The organism is Microbacterium sp. JC 701 (genome assembly GCF_021026215.1).
GTDB lineage: Bacteria > Actinomycetota > Actinomycetes > Actinomycetales > Microbacteriaceae > Microbacterium > Microbacterium algihabitans.
On the sequence record NZ_JAJNCV010000004.1, the window covers coordinates 22,593 to 40,250 of the forward strand.

Consider the following 17,658-nt stretch of genomic DNA (forward strand, 5'->3'; position numbering starts at 1 on the left):
CTGCTGCGCCGACACGACCCGGAAGAATCACCGACTCAGCGCCGAGCGCGACACGATGACCCGCTGCACGACGACGAACAGCAGCAGCAGGGCACCCACCGTGATGCGCGTCCACGACTGCTCGGCACCCGAGAACGAGATGATCGTGCGGATCAGGCCGTAGACGAAGACGCCGATCATGGAGCCCACCACGAAGCCGCTGCCGCCGGTGAGCAGCGTGCCGCCGATGACGACCGCCGCGATCGTGTCGAGCTCGGTACCCACACCGTTCAGCGGATATCCCGCACCGGAGTAGGCCGTGAGCACGATGCCCGCCAGCCCCGCGCACACCCCGCTGATGACGTAGACCGACAGCTTGGCGCGGACGACGGGCAGACCCATCAGGCGTGCCGACTGCTCGTTGCCGCCCGCCGCGTACACGGTGCGGCCGAAGCGCGTGTACCGCAGCACGAAGGCGGCGAGCGCGACGACCAGCAGCGCGATGATGCCGGTGGGGGTGATGTACCACCCGGCGAACGAGAAGCGCGTCGACTGCAGCCACAGCAGACCCTCGTTGTCGACCTTGATGGACTCCAGGCTCACCACGAACGCGAGACCTCGCGCGAGGAACATGCCGATGAGCGACGCGATGAACGGCTGCACGTCGAAGAACTGCACGAGCACGCCGATCAGCAGGCCGATCGCCGCACCGATGAGCACCATGGCGGGGAGGGCGACGGCGACGGGAACGCCGTCGGAGAGCATCTTCGCGCAAAGGATGCCGGTGAAGGCCATCACCGCTCCGACCGACAGGTCGATGCCCCCGGTGAGGATCACGAAGGTCATGCCGACGGCCAGCACGAGCAGGTACGCGTTGTCGAGCAGGATCGACGACATGATGCGCGGGAGCTGGAAGTTGGGGAACCAGTACATGGCCCCCGCGATCATCACGACCAGGATGATCACCGCGGCGAACACCGGCACCCACGAGATGTGGCGGCTGAGGAAGCGACGGTAGGTCGAGGTGGGCGACGACGACGCCGTGCGCCGTTCTTCGGTGAGAGTGGCCATCAGGACAGCACCTTTGCGTCAGGACGTCGGGTGAGCGGGCGCGCCGCGGAGCGGCCCGCCGTGTGGAAGTACGCGCGGAACCGACGCGACTGCAGCAGCACCACGATGAGCACGGCCACGGCCATGAACACGGGGCTGACCGCGGGCGGCACACCGAGGAAGGTGATCGTGCTCTTGAGCGTCTGGATGGTGAAGACGCCCACGACGGTGCCCGCGAGGCTGAACTTGCCGCCCGCGAGCGAGGTGCCGCCCAGGACGACGGCGAGGATCGCGTCGAGCTCGATGTAGAGCCCTGCCGCATTGGCATCCGCCGCCATGATGTTCGAGCTGTAGAGGATTCCCGCCATGCCTGCCAAGGCACCGCTGGCGATGTAGGCGCCCCAGATGATGCCGCGCGAGCGGACGCCCGCCAGACGGCTCGCCTCGGGGTTGATGCCGACCGCCTCGGTCAGCATGCCCAGGGCCGTTCGCCGCTCGAGCACGCCGATGACGAGCACCGCGACGATCGAGACGTAGAACGCGAACGGCAGTCCCAGGACGTACCCGCCCGCGATGAACTTGTACGGATCGCTGTTGATGGTCGTGATGAAGCCGCCCGTGATCAGCAGGGCGACACCGCGACCGGCGAGCATGAGCACGAGCGTGGCGATGATGGGTTGGATGCCGAGGACCGAGACGAGGAACCCGTTCCAGACCCCGAGCAGGAGGGCGACGCCCACGGCCGCGGCGATCGCGGTGAAGACGACGCCGAGGTTGCCCGGGTCGGGCGAGGCCTCGATCACGGTGAGCGCGACGGCTCCCGAGACGGCCATGATCGCCCCGACCGAGAGGTCGATGCCGCGCGTGGCGATGACCAGGGTCATACCGAGCGCGACCAGCATCAACGGTGCGCTGTTGCGCAGGATGTCGATGAGCGAGCCGTAGAGCTGACCGTTCTGCACGGTGACGCTCAAGAACGAGGGGCGCGAGATCGTGTTGACGGCGATCAGCGCGAGGAGCGCGGCGATCGGCCAGACGAGGCGGTGCGCGAGGAACTTCTTCATGCGATCTTCTCCCGATCGGACGACACTGTCTCGGGTACGGTGGGCGCGGCCTGCTGCGACTGCCCCTCGGCGATGTAGGTCACCAGGGCGTCGAGATCGACGTCGCGGGTGGCCAGCTCGCCGATCTTACGACGGTCGCGCAGCACCGCCACCCGTTGGGCGATGCGCAGCACCTCCTCGAGCTCCGACGAGATGAAGACGACCGACAGGCCCTTCTCGGCGAGCTCGGCGACCTTGCGCTGGATGTCGGCCTTGGCGCCGACGTCGATGCCGCGCGTGGGCTCGTCGAGGATGAGCAGCTCGGGGGCGGTGGCCAGCCACCGGGCGAGCAGCACTTTCTGCTGGTTGCCCCCCGAGAGGTTGCGGATGAGGGCGTTCGGGTCGGCGGGCCGCACCCCGAGGGCGGTGATGTACTCGTCGACCACCGCCTGCTTCTCGGCGGCGCTGATGCGGCGCATCGCCCCGCGTCGGGCCTGGATGCCGAGCACGATGTTCTCGGCGACGGTGAGGTCGCCGACGATGCCCTCGGCACGACGGTCTTCCGACGAGAACGCGATGCCGCGGTCGAGGGCGTGACGGGGCGAGCCCGTGCGCGATGCGGTGCCGCCGACGTCGACGGATCCCTGGTCGGGACGGTCCGCACCGGCGAGCAGTCGCGCGAGCTCGGTGCGACCCGAACCCAGGAGCCCTGCGAGCCCGACGATCTCGCCCCCGAACACTTCGAGATCGACGGGCTCGAGGGCGTTCTTGCGGCCGAGGCCCGAGGCCCGCAGCACGGGCGTACCCGTGCGGTCGATGGGCCGCTCGGCACTGGCGGAGAGCGATTCCAGCTCCCCCAGCTCGCGGCCGATCATCTTGGCCACGAGTTGCTCGCGGCCGAGCTCGGTGATGGCGTACTCGCCGACGAGCGTGCCGTTGCGCAGCACCGTCAGCCGGTCGGAGATCTCGTAGATCTGGTCCAGGAAGTGCGACACGAACAGGATCGCCACCCCCCGGTCGCGCAGGTCGCGGATCACCGAGAACAACTGTTCCACCTCGCCCCGGTCGAGGCTCGAGGTCGGCTCGTCGAGCACGAGCACCTTGGTGTCGACGACCATCGCGCGGCTGATGGCGACCAGCTGCTGCACCGCGATGGAGTGGCTGGCGAGGATCGAACGCGTGTCGATGTGCACGCCCAGCTCGGCGAGGTAGGTGGCGGCCGCGGCGTGCGTGGCCTTCCAATCCACCATGCCCGCTCGGCGGATCTCGGCGCCGAGCATGACGTTCTCACCGACGGTGAGGTTCTGGCAGAGGTTGACCTCTTGGTAGACGGTGGCGACGCCGGCGGCCTGTGCGTCGGCGGTGGTGCGGAACTGCCGCTCCTCACCGGCGACGCGGATGCTGCCCGCGTCGATGCCGTAGACCCCGGTCAGCGCCTTGATGAGAGTGGACTTGCCGGCTCCGTTCTCGCCCATCAGCGAGTGCACCTCGCCGGCGCGGAGGGTGAAGTCCACGTCGTCGAGCGCCTTCACCCCGGGGAACTGGATCGTGATGCCGCTCATCTCGACCACGGCGGATCGTTCGGGTGTCATGTCGATCGCTTTCTCTGATCGGTGGCGTGCGGGACCGGGGAGGGCCCGGCCCCGCACGCCGGGGAGGATGTTCCGTCGATGCCGTGGCGATCGGACGGGTGCCGCCGTGGGAACGACGGCCGATCCCTGCGGATCAGTAGGGGCGGCTGTCGAGGACCTTGGCGGCCTGCTCCTGGTCGAAGGCCTGGTCTTCGACGATGTAGCTCTTGTCGACGGACTCGCCCGCGACGACCTTCTTCACGATCTCGGCAGCCTTCTCACCCAGCAGCGGGTTGCACTCGACGATGTAGTTGAACTCGCCCTTGGACAGCGCGGTCATGCCGTCTTTGACAGCGTCGATCGTGACGATCTTGATGTCGGTGCCGGGCGTGAGACCCGCCGCCTTGATCGCCTCGAGCGCGCCGAGACCCATGTCGTCGTTGTGCGCGAAGAGCAGGTTGATCTGCGAGCCGTACTTCTGCAGGAAGCCCTCCATCACCGTCTTGCCCTCGGCGCGGGTGAAGTTGCCGGTCTGCGAGTCGAGCACCTTGATGTCGGTGCCCGAGATCGCGGAGTTGAAGCCCTCGGCCCGGTCGGTCGCCGCCGACGATCCGGTGGTGCCCTCGAGCACGACCATGTTGGTGGGCGTCGAGCCGAAGTTGTCGGCCACCCACTTGCCGGCCGTCTCGCCCTCCTTCTTGAAGTCGAGTCCGACCCAGCTGGCGTAGAGGTCTTCGGATGCCGAGACCGTGCGGTCTTCGAGGATCACCGGGATGTTGGCGTCCTTGGCCTCTTTGAGCACGTCGTCCCAGCCGTCGGTGACGATGGGAGCGAGCACGATCGCGTCGACGCCCTGATTGATGAAGCTGCGGACCGCGGCGATCTGCGCCTCGGGCTTGTTGTCGGCCGCGTTGAAGATGAGGTTGAAGCCGTTAGCCTCGCTGAACGCCTCCTTCATCGACTCGGTGTTCGCGCTGCGCCAGCCGCTCTCGGAGCCGGTCTGCGCGAAGCCGACCGTGATGACGTCGCTGCCGCCTCCGCCGCCGCCCGCCGCTGCTCCCCCGCCGCCTGCGCAGCCGGTCGCGGTGAGTGCGATCGCTCCGACGAGCGCTGCGCCCGCGATGATCTTGTTCGCCTTCATGATGAAACCTCCTCGTTTCGCCGGCGCCTGTGCCGGTGTCATGTATGCAGCACCTCGGGTGCGCCGTGTGGGAATGTTAGCGCTCACACAACGCGTGCTGTCAAGCAATCTCGCTCCGGCAAATGTCACAGATTGATAAATGTGAAGCTTCACACTGGGCGCATGGCGGGGCGACGGAGGCCTTCGCCGCCGGGGCGCGACGGCGCGAGTGCGGCCGCCGGCCTGCCGGGGATCCGCGCACGAACGGTCGATGACGGGCACGGGAGCGTTTCGTCGTGTTGCGCCCAGCGATGCCCCGCGCCCGGTGAGCGCCTACCGTGGATGTATGACTTCCCTTCCGCATGCAGCCCCCGAGAGCACTCCCGCCATCGGCACCTCGGTCTCGGCGGACGACTTCAAGCGCGCGTTCCGCGGGCACCCGGGCGGGATCGCGGTCATCACCGCGTACGGAGAGAACGGCCCCGTCGCCTTAACCGCGTCGTCGGTGTCGTCGGTCAGCGCCGATCCGCCGCTGCTGATCTTCTCGGTGTCGGCGCTGTCGTCAGCGACGCCCACGATCATCGCGGCCGACACGATCGTGGTGCACCTGCTCGACGCCGAAGACATCTCGCTCGCCCGCGCGGGCGCGACCAGCGGCCTCGACCGCTTCGCCGACACGTCGACCTGGTCGCGCCTGGCCACCGGCGAGCCCGTCTACCACGGCGTGCGGGCGTGGCTGCGGTGCAAGATCGTCAGCCGAATGGATGCCGGCGGCTCCACGGTCATCGCCGCCCAAGCCCTGCAGGTCGACGTCGAGCGCGACCTCGAGCCCGGTGAGCCCGGCGCCGCGCTGGTCTACCACAACCGCACCTGGCACCGCCTCGGCGAGCACTCGCGGCTCGACTGATCCCAGTGGGTCGGGGCGGGCCCACCTCGGTCGGCTCGGCCGGCTCGGTCGCCTCGGTCGGCGAGACTGCAACTCGCTGACGACCCGGCGTCAGGCTGCAACGGACTCGTCAGCGAAATGCAGTCTCAGCGTGAAGGGCCCCGCGAAATCGCGTCAAAGGCCGCAGAACGCCGCGTAGAAGTCGTACATCTTGCGGCGCAGGTCGTCGGACGCCGCCAGCCGTACCGTCCCCGTCTGGCCGTCGGCCGTGGTGACGGCGAACGGGATGAGCGTGCCGACCTTGTCTTCGGCGAGCGCGTGCGCATCGCAGCGGTTGGAGACGAAGGGCACGCGCAGCTCGCTTGCGGCGTCGGTCCCCCGCACGACGCGCGAGATCATCACCGTCGGGGCCCCACCCGTGCCGTCCCACGGCGCCAGCAACGTCGTCCCCTCGACGGAGTCGATGGTGAACGATCCGTCACCGCTGCCCGCGCCGATGGCCACGACCAGGTCGGCGGAGGTCCCCGGCCCGCCGCCCTCGAAGTCGGCCGACTCGATCGTCGCCACCTCGTCGACCGCAGCGGTGAAGCACGCTGTCGCGTGAGCTGCCGGGAGGAACGAGAACCGATCGCCGGGCGTGATGGTCTGCGTGCCCGACGACGCGGCATCCCGCCAGTCCACCTCGACGACGGCGGATGCCGCTTGCTCGCCGCAGACGGCATCCGGAAGGGCGATCCGCAGGTCGGGCGATCCCTTCCCCGGCTCGAGGTCGACGGGCCGACCATCCCACGCCGGGTCGCCGGGGTGGTCCCCCGAGACGAGTCGCACGCCCGTGATCGTCACGGTGCGCTCGCTGCCGTTGGTGACGCTGACGGCGATGCGCCCCTTGGCGATGTCGGAGCGGGGTTGGTACAGGTCGGCCGACAGTGCGGGGGCGGGCTCGGCCGGGGCGGTCGGCGCGCATCCCGTGAGGCACAGCACGAGCGCGGGGATCACCGCGAGTGTCCACCGCATCCGCGCTCCTTCCGCCGTGGACGAAATCTACCTCTCCGCGTGGATGTGGGTCAGAACGCCCCGGCGTCGGAAAAGGCGATCTCGGCTGTCGCCAGCACCTCGTCGCCCGGGCCGACGGCGAGCACACGGGACGCTTCGGCACTGCCGCATAGGCGGATGTCCGTGTCGACGAAGGCGGGCGCCGTCATCCGCACGCTCAACGCCGTCATACGACGGCCCCCCGCGTGACGACGCGCGGCGTCCGCCATCAAGATCCGCAGCAGGGGCCCGTGCACGAGAAGGTCGGCGAGTCCCTCAACGTCCTGCGCCCACCGCCGGTCGTAATGCACGAGGTGGGTGTTGCCGGTGAGCGCCGAGAACCGGAACAGATACCGGGCGTCGAGATGAACGAGTTCGATCCAGTCGGCGTCGGCCACCGCGGCGGAGTCGATGCGCGGTGGGCGGGGAGGGCCGTCCGCCGCGCCGAGGAAGACGTCGTGCCAGGTGCTGCGCGCGACGACGCGGCCTCCGACCGCGAAGGTGCGCTCGATGTCGGCGAACACGAGCCGCCCGCGGGCGCCGCTCTTCTCCGTGAGGGTCCCGGCCCGCGCCGCCTGCGTCACATCGTCGCCGATGCGGAGCGGAGCCTCGAAGACCGTGTCCTCCCCCGCATACATGCGGCGAGGAAGGTCGATCTCGGGAAGGATGCCGTCGCGCGCGGGCGTTCCATCCGGCCGGAGATCCGCGAAGGGCACGGCGAAGGGGAAGAGGATCCCCTCCCACGCGGGAGGGAGCGCCCCCGATGCGGTCAGAGGCGACTGCCCCGCCGCGAAAGTGCCTCGATAGCCCTCCGCATGCGCGGCGTCCACCGCCTGCGTGCGTACGACCGTCATGACAGCGCTCCCGTCGCCCGGAGTCGGGCGATCTGCTCGGCGTCGTACCCCGCGAGACCCATCAGCACGGCGTCCGAGTGCTCGGCGAAGCGGTTGGCCCGACGGTTCGGAGTCGCCGGGGTGGCGCTGAGCTTGATCGGCTGTCCGAACATGCGCAGCACGCCCAGTGGACCGTAATCGGCCTCGACGACCATGTCGCGCTCGGCGGTGCCCGGGTCGTCGACGACCTCTCCGATGGTCTTGATGGCGGTGAGCGGGATGACATCTCCCGCCAGTTCCTCGAGCTCGGCTTTGGTGCGGGTGACAAGCCAGCGGCTCACCAGCGGCTTGACCCGCCGAGCGTAGACCTCGGGGTCGAACCGCTTGCGCATCGTGTCGATCTCGATGTCGTCGGCGGCCTCGGGGTCACCGAAGAGTTCGCAGCTCGCGCGCCACAGCTTGTCGGTGTAGGCCCCGAAGAACACCTGTCCGTCGGCGCAGTCGAACAGTTCGTAGGGCCGCACCCACGCGTGCTCGTTGCCGGCCGGCGTGGCTTCGACTCCCCGCACGGTGTAGTCGACGACCGCCGTCTCGGTGAGGGCGAGCACGCTGTCGACCTGGGCCACATCGACCAACTGCCCCTCCCCCGTCCGCTCGGCGTGACGCAGCGCTGCGAGCGTTCCCACGACGGCGAACAACGTGGCGGAGAGATCGCCGATGGTCACGCCGACGCGTACGGGCGGCTGATCGGGGTAGCCGTTCATCGACCACAGCCCGCCGGCCGCCTGCGCGGTGTTGTCGAAGGCGGGACGGCGGCTGCGCGATCCGGTCTGGCCGTACCCGGAGATGGCGACGTACACCAGCCGCGGATTCACCTCGCGCAGCACCTCGTAGCCCACGCCGAGCTTCGCCATGGTGCCAGGGCGGAAGTTCTCGACCAGGATGTCGGCGCGACGCACCAGCTCGCGCAGCGTCTCGACGCCGCCGGGGGCGGTCAGGTCGAGTCCCACGCCGAGTTTGCCGCGGTTGTACTGCGCGTAGTACCCGCTGAACTCTTCGTCGCCGTCGGTGAGATAGGGCGGGAACCCGCGCGAGACGTCGGGGTCGCGGGGGTTCTCGATCTTGATCACGGTCGCGCCGAGGTCGGCGAGCATCTGCGCCGCGTATGGCCCGGCGAGCACGCGCGACAGGTCGAGCACGACGACGCCGCTGAGCGAGCCGGCACCGGGGTCGAGAAGGGTGGTCATGCGGGGGTCTCCTCCCAGTCGGGAATGGGCGAGGCGTCGAGTGCGGCGGCGACCCGGGAGGCGTACGGGCGCCCGCGGATCCTCGAAAGCCATGCGCTCGTGCGCGCGAGGGCGACGAGGTCGACTCCCGTGCGGATGCCGAGGCCCTCCAGCATCCAGACGAGGTCCTCGGTCGCGAGGTTGCCGGTGGCCCCCGGGGCGTAAGGGCAGCGGCCGAGCCCACCCACCGAGGAGTCGAACTCGACCACGCCGTTGCGAAGGCCCGCGTAGACGTTGGCGAGGGCCTGGCCGTACGTGTCGTGCAGGTGAAGCGCGAGAGCGGAACGGGAGATTCCGGCGGCCGCCACCGCATCGATCGTGCGCTCGACGTGGCCCGCCGTCGCGACCCCGATCGTGTCGCCGAGAGCGAGCGTGCGGCATCCGGATGCGCTCAACGCGGAGGCGGCATCGACCACGGCTGCGGTGTCGACCGCCCCTTCCCAGGGGTCGCCGAACGACATGGAGACATACCCGCGGACGGGGATGCCGGCCGCCCGAGCCTCCGCGACGACCTCGGTCGCGCGGGCGATCGATCCCGCGCGGTCGGTGTTCAGGTTCGCCCGCGCGAACGAGTCCGTCGCACTCACGACGACGGCGACCTCCCGCACCCCCGCGGACAGGGCGTCGTCGAGTCCGCGACGGTTCGGGACGAGGGCGACACCTCGCGCGCCGTCAGGCACGTCGACGGATGCCACGACCTCGCGCGCATCCGCGAGCTGCGGGATCCACGACGGCGGCACGAAGCTCGTGACCTCGAGGGCGCGCACCCCCGCGGCATACAGGCGGGAGCACAGTGCGACCTTCACCGCAGTGGGGATGACGTCGCTCTCGGCCTGCAACCCATCGCGGGGTCCGACCTCGTAGACACTGACCGCAGCCGGCATCCCCTCGACAGGAACGGGCCGGGGACGGCGTACCGGCAAGGGATCGCTCACGACGAGCTCCTGCGCAGATCGGCGAGCACCTCGACGGCGTGCTCGACGCGGATGCGTCCGTCCGCCACGATGCGCGCGGCGACCTCGGCGATCTCACCCACCGTCGCCCCCGCGCTGGCGGCGATCGTGCGAGCGTGGAGGGTCATGTGACCGCGCTGGATGCCCTCTGCGGCGAGGGCCCGGCACGCCGCGAGATTCTGCGCGAGCCCCACTGCGGCGATCGTAGCGGCAAGCTCGCGGGCCGAATCGATCCGCAGGAGGTCGACGCCCGCGCGGGCCGTCGGGTGCGCGCGGGTCGCACCGCCGACCAGTCCCACCGCCAGCGGCACCTCCAGGGTTCCGACGAGGTCGCCGTCGGGCGTGCGCTCGAACCGGGACAGCGACCGGTACGCACCGTCACGGGCCGCGTGCGAGTGGCATCCGGCCTCCACTGCGCGGGTGTCGTTGCCCGTGGCGAGCACCACGGCCGTGATGCCGTTCATGATGCCCTTGTTGTGGGTGGCGGCGCGATAGGCGTCTTCCTCGGCGAAGGCGCTGGCCGCCTCGATGTCGGCCACCACCTGAGCGCCGCCCAGCAGATCGGCGGGGAACACGGCCCGTACACGGGTGAGACGCAGGTCCGCTTTGTTGGTGAGGATGCGCAGGAGGGTGCGGGCACCGGCGATCTCGGCGACCCGCGGAGCGAGCGCCTCCGCCATCGTGTTCACCGCGTTGGCGCCCATCGCGTCGCGCACATCGACGTGCAGGTGCACGATGACCTGCGTACCGGTGCGGGTGGGGAGCGTCCGCACGGAGATGTCGCTCGCTCCGCCGCCGAGAGAGACGAGCAGGGGGTCCTGGGCGTCGGCCAGCGCGAGCAGCTCGTCTCGGGCTTCGAGCAGACGCAGTCGCGCCCCTTCGGGGTCGACGGCGTCGACCACCTGTACCTGCGCGATCATGACATCGCCCGTCGTCGAGGTGGAGAAACCGCCGGTCGCACGGGCGATGCGCGCCGCATTGGACGCGGCTGCGACGACGGACGGCTCCTCGGTCGCCATCGGGACCAGTCGGTCGACACCGTCGATGCGGAAGTTCGTCGCGATGCCCACGGGCACGCCGAGAATCCCTACGACGTTCTCCACCATGTGATCGGCCTGAGACAGCGTGAGCCCCTGAGCCGGGTCGAGGCAGGCGAGAGCCCCGGGTCCGAGGCCGGCGCCTTCTTCGACGAGAGCCCGACGCTCGAGCGGGTCGTGGTCGCGGAGTCCGGAGAGTCGGCTGGTGGGGGTCACGCGGGCTCCTTTGCGGGCGGTGATGAGCCGCGTCGACCGCGGCGTCCCTTCGACGCTAGGTCGACGTGGGCCGGCCGAGTAGGGACGGGTCGCACACACCGAAGGACCGCGGGTGGGCGATTCATCCACCCGCACCGCGTTCCATCCGCTCGCGCACTTCGTCGAGCCGTACCGCGACGGACAGACGGAAGAAGCGCTCGTCGTCGCGCCACCCGTCACCGAGCAGCGCGTCGAGCTTCTCGAGCCGCTGCAGGATCGTGTTCGTGTGGAACGTCAGCGCGCGGGCCGTGCGGGTGGGGCTCGCTCCATGGCGGACGAACGCACGGAGCGTCGCGAGCAGGTCGCTTCCACGGGCGTCGTCATGTCGCCGCACCGCCCCGAGCGACGCGTCGAGGAACGAGAGCAACGCGCGGCGGTCCGCTCCGATCGTCGCCGCGTAGGGGAGCATCTCGTCGGCAGGGACGAGGGCATTGCGGAGACCGAGGGCGCGAGCCAGGGCGAGGGCGGAGCGGACCTGCCCTGCCGCCCGTGATGGCCCTCCGTCGTCGACCGTGCCCGTGACCGCCAACACCTCGGTGTCGAGATGCTCGCGCAGCGCGGCGAACGCAGCCGCGTCGAGAGCCGTCGCGTGCGCAGCCACCACGAGACCATCGAGCTCGCCGACCAGGGCGGAACTTCCGAGATGATGCGCCACCGCGCGGGCCGTCGCCGCGCGTTCGATCCCCACCACCGCGAAGGCCGTCACCGCGGTGAGCGCTTCTTCCTCGACCCCGGCCCGCCGCAGGGCCGAGGCCACGTCGGCACGTCTCTGCGGCGACGCGGTGACCAGGTCGACGAGCAGATCGGAACGCTGACGGTGATCGGCCTCGGCCACCGCCTCCTCCGACAGGGCGAGGAGGGCGGCGACCTGCGCCGCACGCTCGATCGTGCGGCGATCGACGTCGTCGAGGGGACGAGCGGGCGTCCCCACGACGATCGCGCCCAGCACCCGCCCACCGGCGGTGAGGAGGCTGACGGTGCGCTCGTAGGCGTCTTCCGCGTCGCCGACGGGGCCGAGCGCGCCACTCGCGAGATCGGCGTCGGCCCCGCCGTCGGCCGCGCGGATCGACCCCGCTGCGTCCACGATCACGATCGGCGCCTGCAGAGCGTGCGCGAGGGCACCGGCGACGGGGGCGAGACCGCCGCCCGCGAGCACCGCATCGACGAGCTCGCGGTGCACGCGGTTGGCGCGGTCGCGAGCGGCCACGTGAGCGGTGAGCTCGGCGACGGCGGCGCGCGCGAGATCAGCCTGCCGTCGGGCATCGGCGAGGGCCGCGGCCGTCTGCAGCACGACCGAAGCATGGTCGGCGAGCGCCGCCAGCAGGGCGGTGTCATCGGGGGTGAAGACGCGCTCGCGTCGCTCCGCGACGAACAGCACGCCCAATACCCGCGTATCGGATAGCAGGGGCACCCCGAGCATCGACACGATGCCCTCGCCGGTCACCGCGGCATCCACCCCGATCGAATGACGTTCCGCGGCGACGAGGTCGTAGCGGCGCACCGCCCGTGGCATCCGACTCTCCGCGATCGCACTCACCAGCCCTCGCCCGGGAGGGACCACGAGTTCGCGTAGCGCCGTGGTGACCGCACCGCGGGTCGCCCGCACTCGCAGCGTCGCATCGACGTCGTCGAATTCCGAGAGATAAGCGACGTCGGCCGCGAGCAGCTCCTGGGCGCGTTCGACGAGGCGGGCGAGCACGGCATCGGTGTCACGGACCGCCGTCAACTCGCGAGCGCTGGCGAACAGCGCCGTCAACTCGGCCGTGCGGCGGCGCAGGCCCGCGACATCGTCGACGCCCGGGGCGGGCGACGGCGGGGTGGGATTCGACGACGGCACCGTCGACTCACGCTCCCCGGCCGTGCAGGCGGCTCCAGGCGAGATCGGCGAGGGTCGCGGCGTGCAGGCCGAGCTGTCCGTCGTCGAAGACCGCGCGATCGGAGTGCAGGGGCGCCCGCCGACCCGCGGGCGCGACGCCGAGGAAGACGAGCACGCCGGGCACCCGCTCGAGCACGTAGGCGAAGTCCTCGGACGCCGGGGAGGGGGCGGCCAGGACGCTCACCCGCTCATCGCCGTGGGCGGCGCGCAGCGTCGCGAGGACGAGGTCGGTCTCGCGAGGGTCGTTGACGGTGACGGGATAGGAGTCGACCCAGTCCACGTCGAGAGTGCACTCGTGTGCACCCGCGATCCCGCTGAGGAGCGCGGGGAGCTCGTCGCGCACGCGGTCGCGCGTCGTCGCGGAGAAGGTCCGCACGTTCAACACGAGCGTCACGGTCTCGCTCAAGACGTTGCCCGCCGCAGAATCACTGCGAATGCCCGTCACCGAGAGCACGGCGGGGTCGGTAGCCGGCAGGCGCCGCGCGCCGAACGTCTGGACCGCCAGCACGAGCTCCGCCGCGACCGGCACGGGGTCGACGCCCTGGTGCGGCATCGCCGCGTGCCCGCCGGTCCCCCGCACGGTCACCGTCGCGGCGCTCACGCTCGCCATCATGGGTCCTGGACGGGTGACGAAGGTCCCGGCGTCGGTCATGGTGTCCACGTGCAGGGCGTATGCCGCCACGGGCGCCGCACCCGCGGCATCCAGGAGCCCTTCCTCCAGCATGAGACGCGCCCCGGCGAACCCCTCCTCGCCGGGCTGGAACATGAAGACGACAGTGCCGGCCAGCTCATCCCTGCGCGCGGCCAGCAGGCGGACGGCGCCGAGCAGCCCCGCCATGTGGAGGTCGTGCCCGCAGGCGTGCATCGCAGCGTCGGTGGCGGCGAAGTCGAGACCCGTCGCCTCGGTGATCGGGAGAGCGTCCATGTCGGCCCGGAGGAGGACGACAGGCCCCGGCCGCCCGCCCCGGAGAACCGCGGTGACGGACGACAAGCCGTCTCCCGTGGAGACCTCGAGACCGTACCCCTGTAGTTCGCGCAAGAGCACGGCCTGGGTCCGCGGAAGCTGGAGCCCCGTCTCGGCGAGAGCGTGCAGTTCGCGTCGGACCGCGATGAGCTCGGGGACCAGGCCCGCCGCGGCGGCGGCGAAGGCGGTCATTCCGTCGTCATCCGCACACCCAGCACCGGCACCGCGTCGAGCAGGTCGAGGGTGTACGCCTCGGTGGGAGCGGCGAGCAGCTGCTCGGTCGGGCCCGACTCGACGATGCGGCCGTGACGCATGACCGCGATCTCGTCGCTGATGTACCGGACCACCGCGAGATTGTGCGAGATGAACAGCATCGACAGCCCGAACCGCTCCTGCAGCTCACGCAGCAGGTTGAGGATCGCCCCCTGCACCGACACGTCGAGGGCACTGGTCACCTCGTCGGCGATGAGAACGCTCGGCTCCCCTGCCAGGGCGCGCGCGATCGTGACGCGCTGCCGCTGCCCGCCCGAGAACGCGGCCGGGGTGTCTCCCGCGCGATCGGGGTCGAGATGCACGAGGCTCAACAGCTCGCGCACCCGGTCCACGCGCGCATCGCGCGAGAACGTCTTGCCGCTGGCCCGCAGCGCCTCGGCGATCGAGTCGCCGATGGTCATGCGGGGATCCAGTGCGGAGAACGGATCCTGGAAGACGAGCTGCAAACGGCGTCTGGCCGCGCGGGCGGCGGCTCCGTGGCCGGACGCCATGACCCCGCCCACCCGCACCGCGCCCGAGGCGGGCGTGACCAGCCCGACGACGGCGGCGGCGATCGTGCTCTTACCCGACCCCGACTCCCCCACGAGACCGAGAGTGCGCCCGGCGGGGACGACCAGCGAGACGTCATCGACGACCGTCGCTCGGCCGTAGCGGACGGACAGGCGATCGATTTCGAGGGCGTTCACACCCCCACCTCCTCGGCGAGAGCGGAAGCGGCGACCTCGGGCGGGATCACCGGGAGCGGCCGGGTGCGGTCCGACGTCATGTCGGGCAGGCAGGCCAGCAGAGCACGCGAGTACGGATGCGTCGCGTCCTCGCGGATGCGCTCTGCGTCGAGTTCTTCGACGACGATTCCGTCCTTCATCACCAGCACGCGATCGCAGAACGCCGAAACGAGGGCGATGTCGTGGGAGATGAACACGATGGCCGCTCCCGTGTCGCGCTGCGCACGACGCAGGACACCCATCACCTGGCGTTGCACGGTCACGTCGAGGGCCGTCGTCGGCTCGTCGGCGATGATGAGCTTGGGGCGGCCGGTGAGGGCCTGGCCGATCATCGCGCGTTGCCGCATGCCGCCGCTGAACTGGTGCGGGTACTGTCCCAGTCGCCGTGCAGCGTCGGCGATGCCGACGGCCTCGAGTGCCGCGGTCGCATGGGCGCGGGCCGCACCACGCGACATCTTCAGGTGCACCTCCGGGACCTCGGTGAGCTGGCGCCCGATGGTCAAAGCGGGGTTGAGTGAGGTGAGCGGGTCTTGGAAGACCATGCCGAGCTCGACGCCCAGGGTCGAGCGGTCCGCGGCGGTCAGCGGGCGGGTCATGTCGATGCCGTCGAAGCGATGCGTGCTCGTGTCGATGCGCGCATCCGGCCCGAGAAGACCCGCGAGCGACATGGCTGTGAGCGACTTGCCCGAGCCCGATTCGCCGACGATGCCGACCACCTCGCCCGGCTGGATCCGCACGCTCACGCCACGCACTCGCTCGACCTCGCCACCGTCGGCCGTCGCGAACGCCACACGCAGGTCGGCGATCTCGGCGATCGGCTCGCCCGGCGCCGCCCCCGCGCGGGACGCGACCGCCCCTCTCGCGCGGCGGGTCGGCGACACCGCGCCGAGAGCGCGGCGGGCCACGGCGCCGCGTCCGCCGCCACGCGTGTCGGCGAGGGCCTCGCTCACGAAGGTGAAGACGAGGCCGGCGAGCACGACGGCGATGCCGGGGCCGATCGCGGCGAGCGGATTGACGTAGATGCGCGTGATGCCGTCCTGCAGCAATCGACCCCAGTCGTACTCGGGCGCCTGCACGCCGAGGCCGAGGAACGACAGACCGGCGAATGACAGCAGCGTGACGCTCGCGGTAGCGGCGGCGTTGACGAAGAGGGGGTTGGCGATGTTGGGCAGGATGTGCCGGACGAGGATGCCGAAAGGCCCCACCCCCACGACGCGCGCCGCGCGGACGTAGTCGCGCCCCGAGACGGAGGAGGCGAGGTTGTAGACCAGGCGCGCCATGAAGGGGATGCCGGAGATTCCGATGGCGAACATCGCGCTCGTCGCGCTGGCACCCCAGATCACGGTGAAGAAGAGAACCATCAGCAGCCATGGGAAGGCCAGGAGGATGTCGAGCAACCCGGTCGCGAGACGTCGAACGTGGCGAGGAAGGATCACCGCGATCAGCCCGTAGGCGATGCCGCCGACCGTGGAGACGGCCGTCGCCCCGAGGGTGAGTAGAAGAGAGACGCGTGCCGCGACGAGCACGCGTGCGAAGATGTCGCGGCCGAGGTCGTCGGTGCCGAACGGGTGCTCGAGGCTGGGCGGCAGCAGACGGGCGGGAACATTCGAGGTCTCGGCGGCGGCCAGGAAGATCGAGCCTCCCGCGATCGCGACGAAAAGGAAAAGCAGCACGCCCACCGCCGCGGCGATACCGGAGGGGGACAGCAGACGGGAGCGCCAGGTCATGGGTCAGCCCTCCGTGATCGAGGACCGCGGGTCGACGGTCACGAGGATGAGGTCGACGATGAGGTTCACGCCGAGGATGATGAGCGCATAGACGATGACCAGCCCCTGCACGATGGGGTAGTCCTTTGCCCCCACTGCCGGGACCATCACGCCGCCCATGCCGGGGATGGCGAAGATGGTCTCGATCAACACGGTGCCCGCGATCATGCCGCTCAGCAGCAACCCGCTGACGGTGAGCGAAGCGGTGATGATGTTCGGAAGGGCGTGCCGCAGGTAGACGAGCCGCCCGGGCAGGCGCTTCGCGCGGGCGGTGGTCATGTAGGTGGCGCCGAGCACTCCCGACATCTCGACCTGCACGATGCGGGCGAGGTACGCGAGCGGACCGAGCGCCAAGGCGAGGATGGGGAGGACGGCATCCTGAGGGCTGCCCCATCCCGCCGCCGGCAGCCACCGCAGCTGCACGGCGAACAGGGCGATGAGTCCTACCGCAAGGAGGAAGCCGGGGACGGCGATCAGCATTCCGAGAGTGCCCGAGATCAGGGCGTCGGCGAGCTTCCGTCCCGGCCGCTGCAGGGCCACCGCCGCGCCGATGCCGATCGGCACCGCGGCGAGGAGCGCCACGAGGAAGCTGAGTACACCGAGGGTCACGGTCGCAGGAAAACGCTGACCGATCGTCTCGGCGACGGGGCGCCCGGTGCGGATCGAGTCGCCGAAGTCGCCGCGCAGCAGGTTCGTGACGTAGTCGAGGAACTGGACGGGGATCGGCTTGTCGAGGCCGAGCTCCGTACGGGTCGCGGCGACGAGCTCGGGCGAAGCCTGAATACCGAGGGCTGCGCGAACCGGGTCGCCCGGCACGAGGTGCACCAGGAAGAACGAGGCCACCACGACGACGACGAGGGAGACGAGCAGACGGCCGATCCGTCGAAGGAGGAACGCGGCGCGCGGCGAGAGCTGCGGGCCGCGGGCGCGCCCCTCCGCCCGCACCGCGAGGGCGGCGGTCGGAGCGCCTGCCATGTCGGCGACGGCGGGCGGAGGGGTCGCAGTCACG

The 17,658-nt window shown here is 70.5% G+C and carries 15 protein-coding genes; 1 reads left to right on the forward strand and 14 read right to left on the reverse strand.

Annotated elements, in window-relative coordinates; genetic code table 11:
- Positions 1 to 27: 27 nt before the first annotated feature.
- The 4 genes from LPW41_RS14365 to LPW41_RS14380 form a co-directional block, all read right to left on the reverse strand.
- A complete protein-coding gene (locus LPW41_RS14365) occupies positions 28 to 1,050 on the reverse strand; it encodes a sugar ABC transporter permease YjfF (protein ID WP_230705207.1) in 1,023 nt (340 codons plus the stop codon).
- Positions 1,050 to 2,093: an ABC transporter permease gene (locus tag LPW41_RS14370; RefSeq protein WP_144834665.1), complete on the reverse strand. Its 1,044-nt coding sequence runs from the start codon at positions 2,091 to 2,093 to the stop codon at positions 1,050 to 1,052. The genes LPW41_RS14365 and LPW41_RS14370 overlap by 1 nt, the downstream gene beginning before the upstream one ends.
- Positions 2,090 to 3,664: a sugar ABC transporter ATP-binding protein gene (locus tag LPW41_RS14375; RefSeq protein ID WP_230705208.1), complete on the reverse strand. Its 1,575-nt coding sequence runs from the start codon at positions 3,662 to 3,664 to the stop codon at positions 2,090 to 2,092. The genes LPW41_RS14370 and LPW41_RS14375 overlap by 4 nt, the downstream gene beginning before the upstream one ends.
- Positions 3,665 to 3,797: 133 nt before the next feature.
- Positions 3,798 to 4,784 carry an ABC transporter substrate-binding protein gene (locus LPW41_RS14380; protein WP_144834661.1) on the reverse strand — a complete coding sequence of 329 codons (987 nt, stop codon included), beginning with the start codon at positions 4,782 to 4,784 and terminating at the stop codon, positions 3,798 to 3,800.
- Between the two features lie 325 nt (positions 4,785 to 5,109).
- On the opposite strand from LPW41_RS14380, the gene LPW41_RS14385 reads away from it, so the two are divergent.
- A complete protein-coding gene (locus LPW41_RS14385; protein WP_144834659.1) occupies positions 5,110 to 5,670 on the forward strand; it encodes a flavin reductase family protein in 561 nt (186 codons plus the stop codon).
- Between the two features lie 153 nt (positions 5,671 to 5,823).
- On the opposite strand, the gene LPW41_RS14390 is transcribed toward LPW41_RS14385, so the two are convergent.
- The 10 genes from LPW41_RS14390 to LPW41_RS14435 form a co-directional block, all read right to left on the reverse strand.
- Positions 5,824 to 6,663, reverse strand: coding sequence for a hypothetical protein (locus LPW41_RS14390; RefSeq protein ID WP_230705209.1), 840 nt, complete (start codon positions 6,661 to 6,663; stop codon positions 5,824 to 5,826).
- A gap of 50 nt (positions 6,664 to 6,713) precedes the next feature.
- A complete protein-coding gene (locus tag LPW41_RS14395; RefSeq protein WP_230705210.1) occupies positions 6,714 to 7,535 on the reverse strand; it encodes a hypothetical protein in 822 nt (273 codons plus the stop codon).
- A complete protein-coding gene (locus LPW41_RS14400) occupies positions 7,532 to 8,761 on the reverse strand; it encodes a CaiB/BaiF CoA-transferase family protein (RefSeq protein WP_154097749.1) in 1,230 nt (409 codons plus the stop codon). Before LPW41_RS14400 ends, LPW41_RS14395 begins: the two co-directional genes overlap by 4 nt.
- Positions 8,758 to 9,735: a hydroxymethylglutaryl-CoA lyase gene (locus tag LPW41_RS14405; RefSeq protein WP_230705211.1), complete on the reverse strand. Its 978-nt coding sequence runs from the start codon at positions 9,733 to 9,735 to the stop codon at positions 8,758 to 8,760. The genes LPW41_RS14400 and LPW41_RS14405 overlap by 4 nt, the downstream gene beginning before the upstream one ends.
- On the reverse strand, positions 9,732 to 11,006 hold the full coding sequence (locus LPW41_RS14410; RefSeq protein ID WP_230705212.1) for a hydroxymethylglutaryl-CoA reductase, degradative: 1,275 nt from the start codon (positions 11,004 to 11,006) through the stop codon (positions 9,732 to 9,734). The genes LPW41_RS14405 and LPW41_RS14410 overlap by 4 nt, the downstream gene beginning before the upstream one ends.
- A 121-nt stretch (positions 11,007 to 11,127) precedes the next feature.
- Positions 11,128 to 12,882 (reverse strand): GAF domain-containing protein, encoded by a 1,755-nt coding sequence (locus tag LPW41_RS14415; RefSeq protein WP_230705213.1) that lies wholly within the window; start codon positions 12,880 to 12,882, stop codon positions 11,128 to 11,130.
- Between the two features lie 7 nt (positions 12,883 to 12,889).
- The gene (locus tag LPW41_RS14420) at positions 12,890 to 14,077 is read right to left on the reverse strand and encodes a M20 family metallopeptidase (RefSeq protein ID WP_230705214.1); all 1,188 of its coding nucleotides are present in this window, start codon (positions 14,075 to 14,077) and stop codon (positions 12,890 to 12,892) included.
- A complete protein-coding gene (locus LPW41_RS14425) occupies positions 14,074 to 14,844 on the reverse strand; it encodes an ABC transporter ATP-binding protein (RefSeq protein ID WP_154097753.1) in 771 nt (256 codons plus the stop codon). Before LPW41_RS14425 ends, LPW41_RS14420 begins: the two co-directional genes overlap by 4 nt.
- Complete coding sequence (locus LPW41_RS14430) at positions 14,841 to 16,610, reverse strand: dipeptide/oligopeptide/nickel ABC transporter permease/ATP-binding protein (RefSeq protein WP_230705215.1); 1,770 nt, start codon at positions 16,608 to 16,610, stop codon at positions 14,841 to 14,843. The genes LPW41_RS14425 and LPW41_RS14430 overlap by 4 nt, the downstream gene beginning before the upstream one ends.
- Before the next feature lie 3 nt (positions 16,611 to 16,613).
- Positions 16,614 to 17,657: an ABC transporter permease gene (locus tag LPW41_RS14435; protein ID WP_222846098.1), complete on the reverse strand. Its 1,044-nt coding sequence runs from the start codon at positions 17,655 to 17,657 to the stop codon at positions 16,614 to 16,616.
- Between the last annotated feature and the right edge of the window lies 1 nt (position 17,658).

Bases quoted from the DNA above. Each gene is read 5' to 3' on its own strand.
- LPW41_RS14365 (WP_230705207.1), bottom strand. From the start codon at position 1,050: ATGGCCACTCTCACCGAAGAACGGCGCACGGCGTCGTCGTCGCCCACC.
- LPW41_RS14370 (WP_144834665.1), bottom strand. From the start codon at position 2,093: ATGAAGAAGTTCCTCGCGCACCGCCTCGTCTGGCCGATCGCCGCGCTC.
- LPW41_RS14375 (WP_230705208.1), bottom strand. From the start codon at position 3,664: ATGACACCCGAACGATCCGCCGTGGTCGAGATGAGCGGCATCACGATC.
- LPW41_RS14380 (WP_144834661.1), bottom strand. From the start codon at position 4,784: ATGAAGGCGAACAAGATCATCGCGGGCGCAGCGCTCGTCGGAGCGATC.
- LPW41_RS14385 (WP_144834659.1), top strand. From the start codon at position 5,110: ATGACTTCCCTTCCGCATGCAGCCCCCGAGAGCACTCCCGCCATCGGC.
- LPW41_RS14390 (WP_230705209.1), bottom strand. From the start codon at position 6,663: ATGCGGTGGACACTCGCGGTGATCCCCGCGCTCGTGCTGTGCCTCACG.
- LPW41_RS14395 (WP_230705210.1), bottom strand. From the start codon at position 7,535: ATGACGGTCGTACGCACGCAGGCGGTGGACGCCGCGCATGCGGAGGGC.
- LPW41_RS14400 (WP_154097749.1), bottom strand. From the start codon at position 8,761: ATGACCACCCTTCTCGACCCCGGTGCCGGCTCGCTCAGCGGCGTCGTC.
- LPW41_RS14420 (WP_230705214.1), bottom strand. From the start codon at position 14,077: ATGACCGCCTTCGCCGCCGCCGCGGCGGGCCTGGTCCCCGAGCTCATC.
- LPW41_RS14430 (WP_230705215.1), bottom strand. From the start codon at position 16,610: ATGACCTGGCGCTCCCGTCTGCTGTCCCCCTCCGGTATCGCCGCGGCG.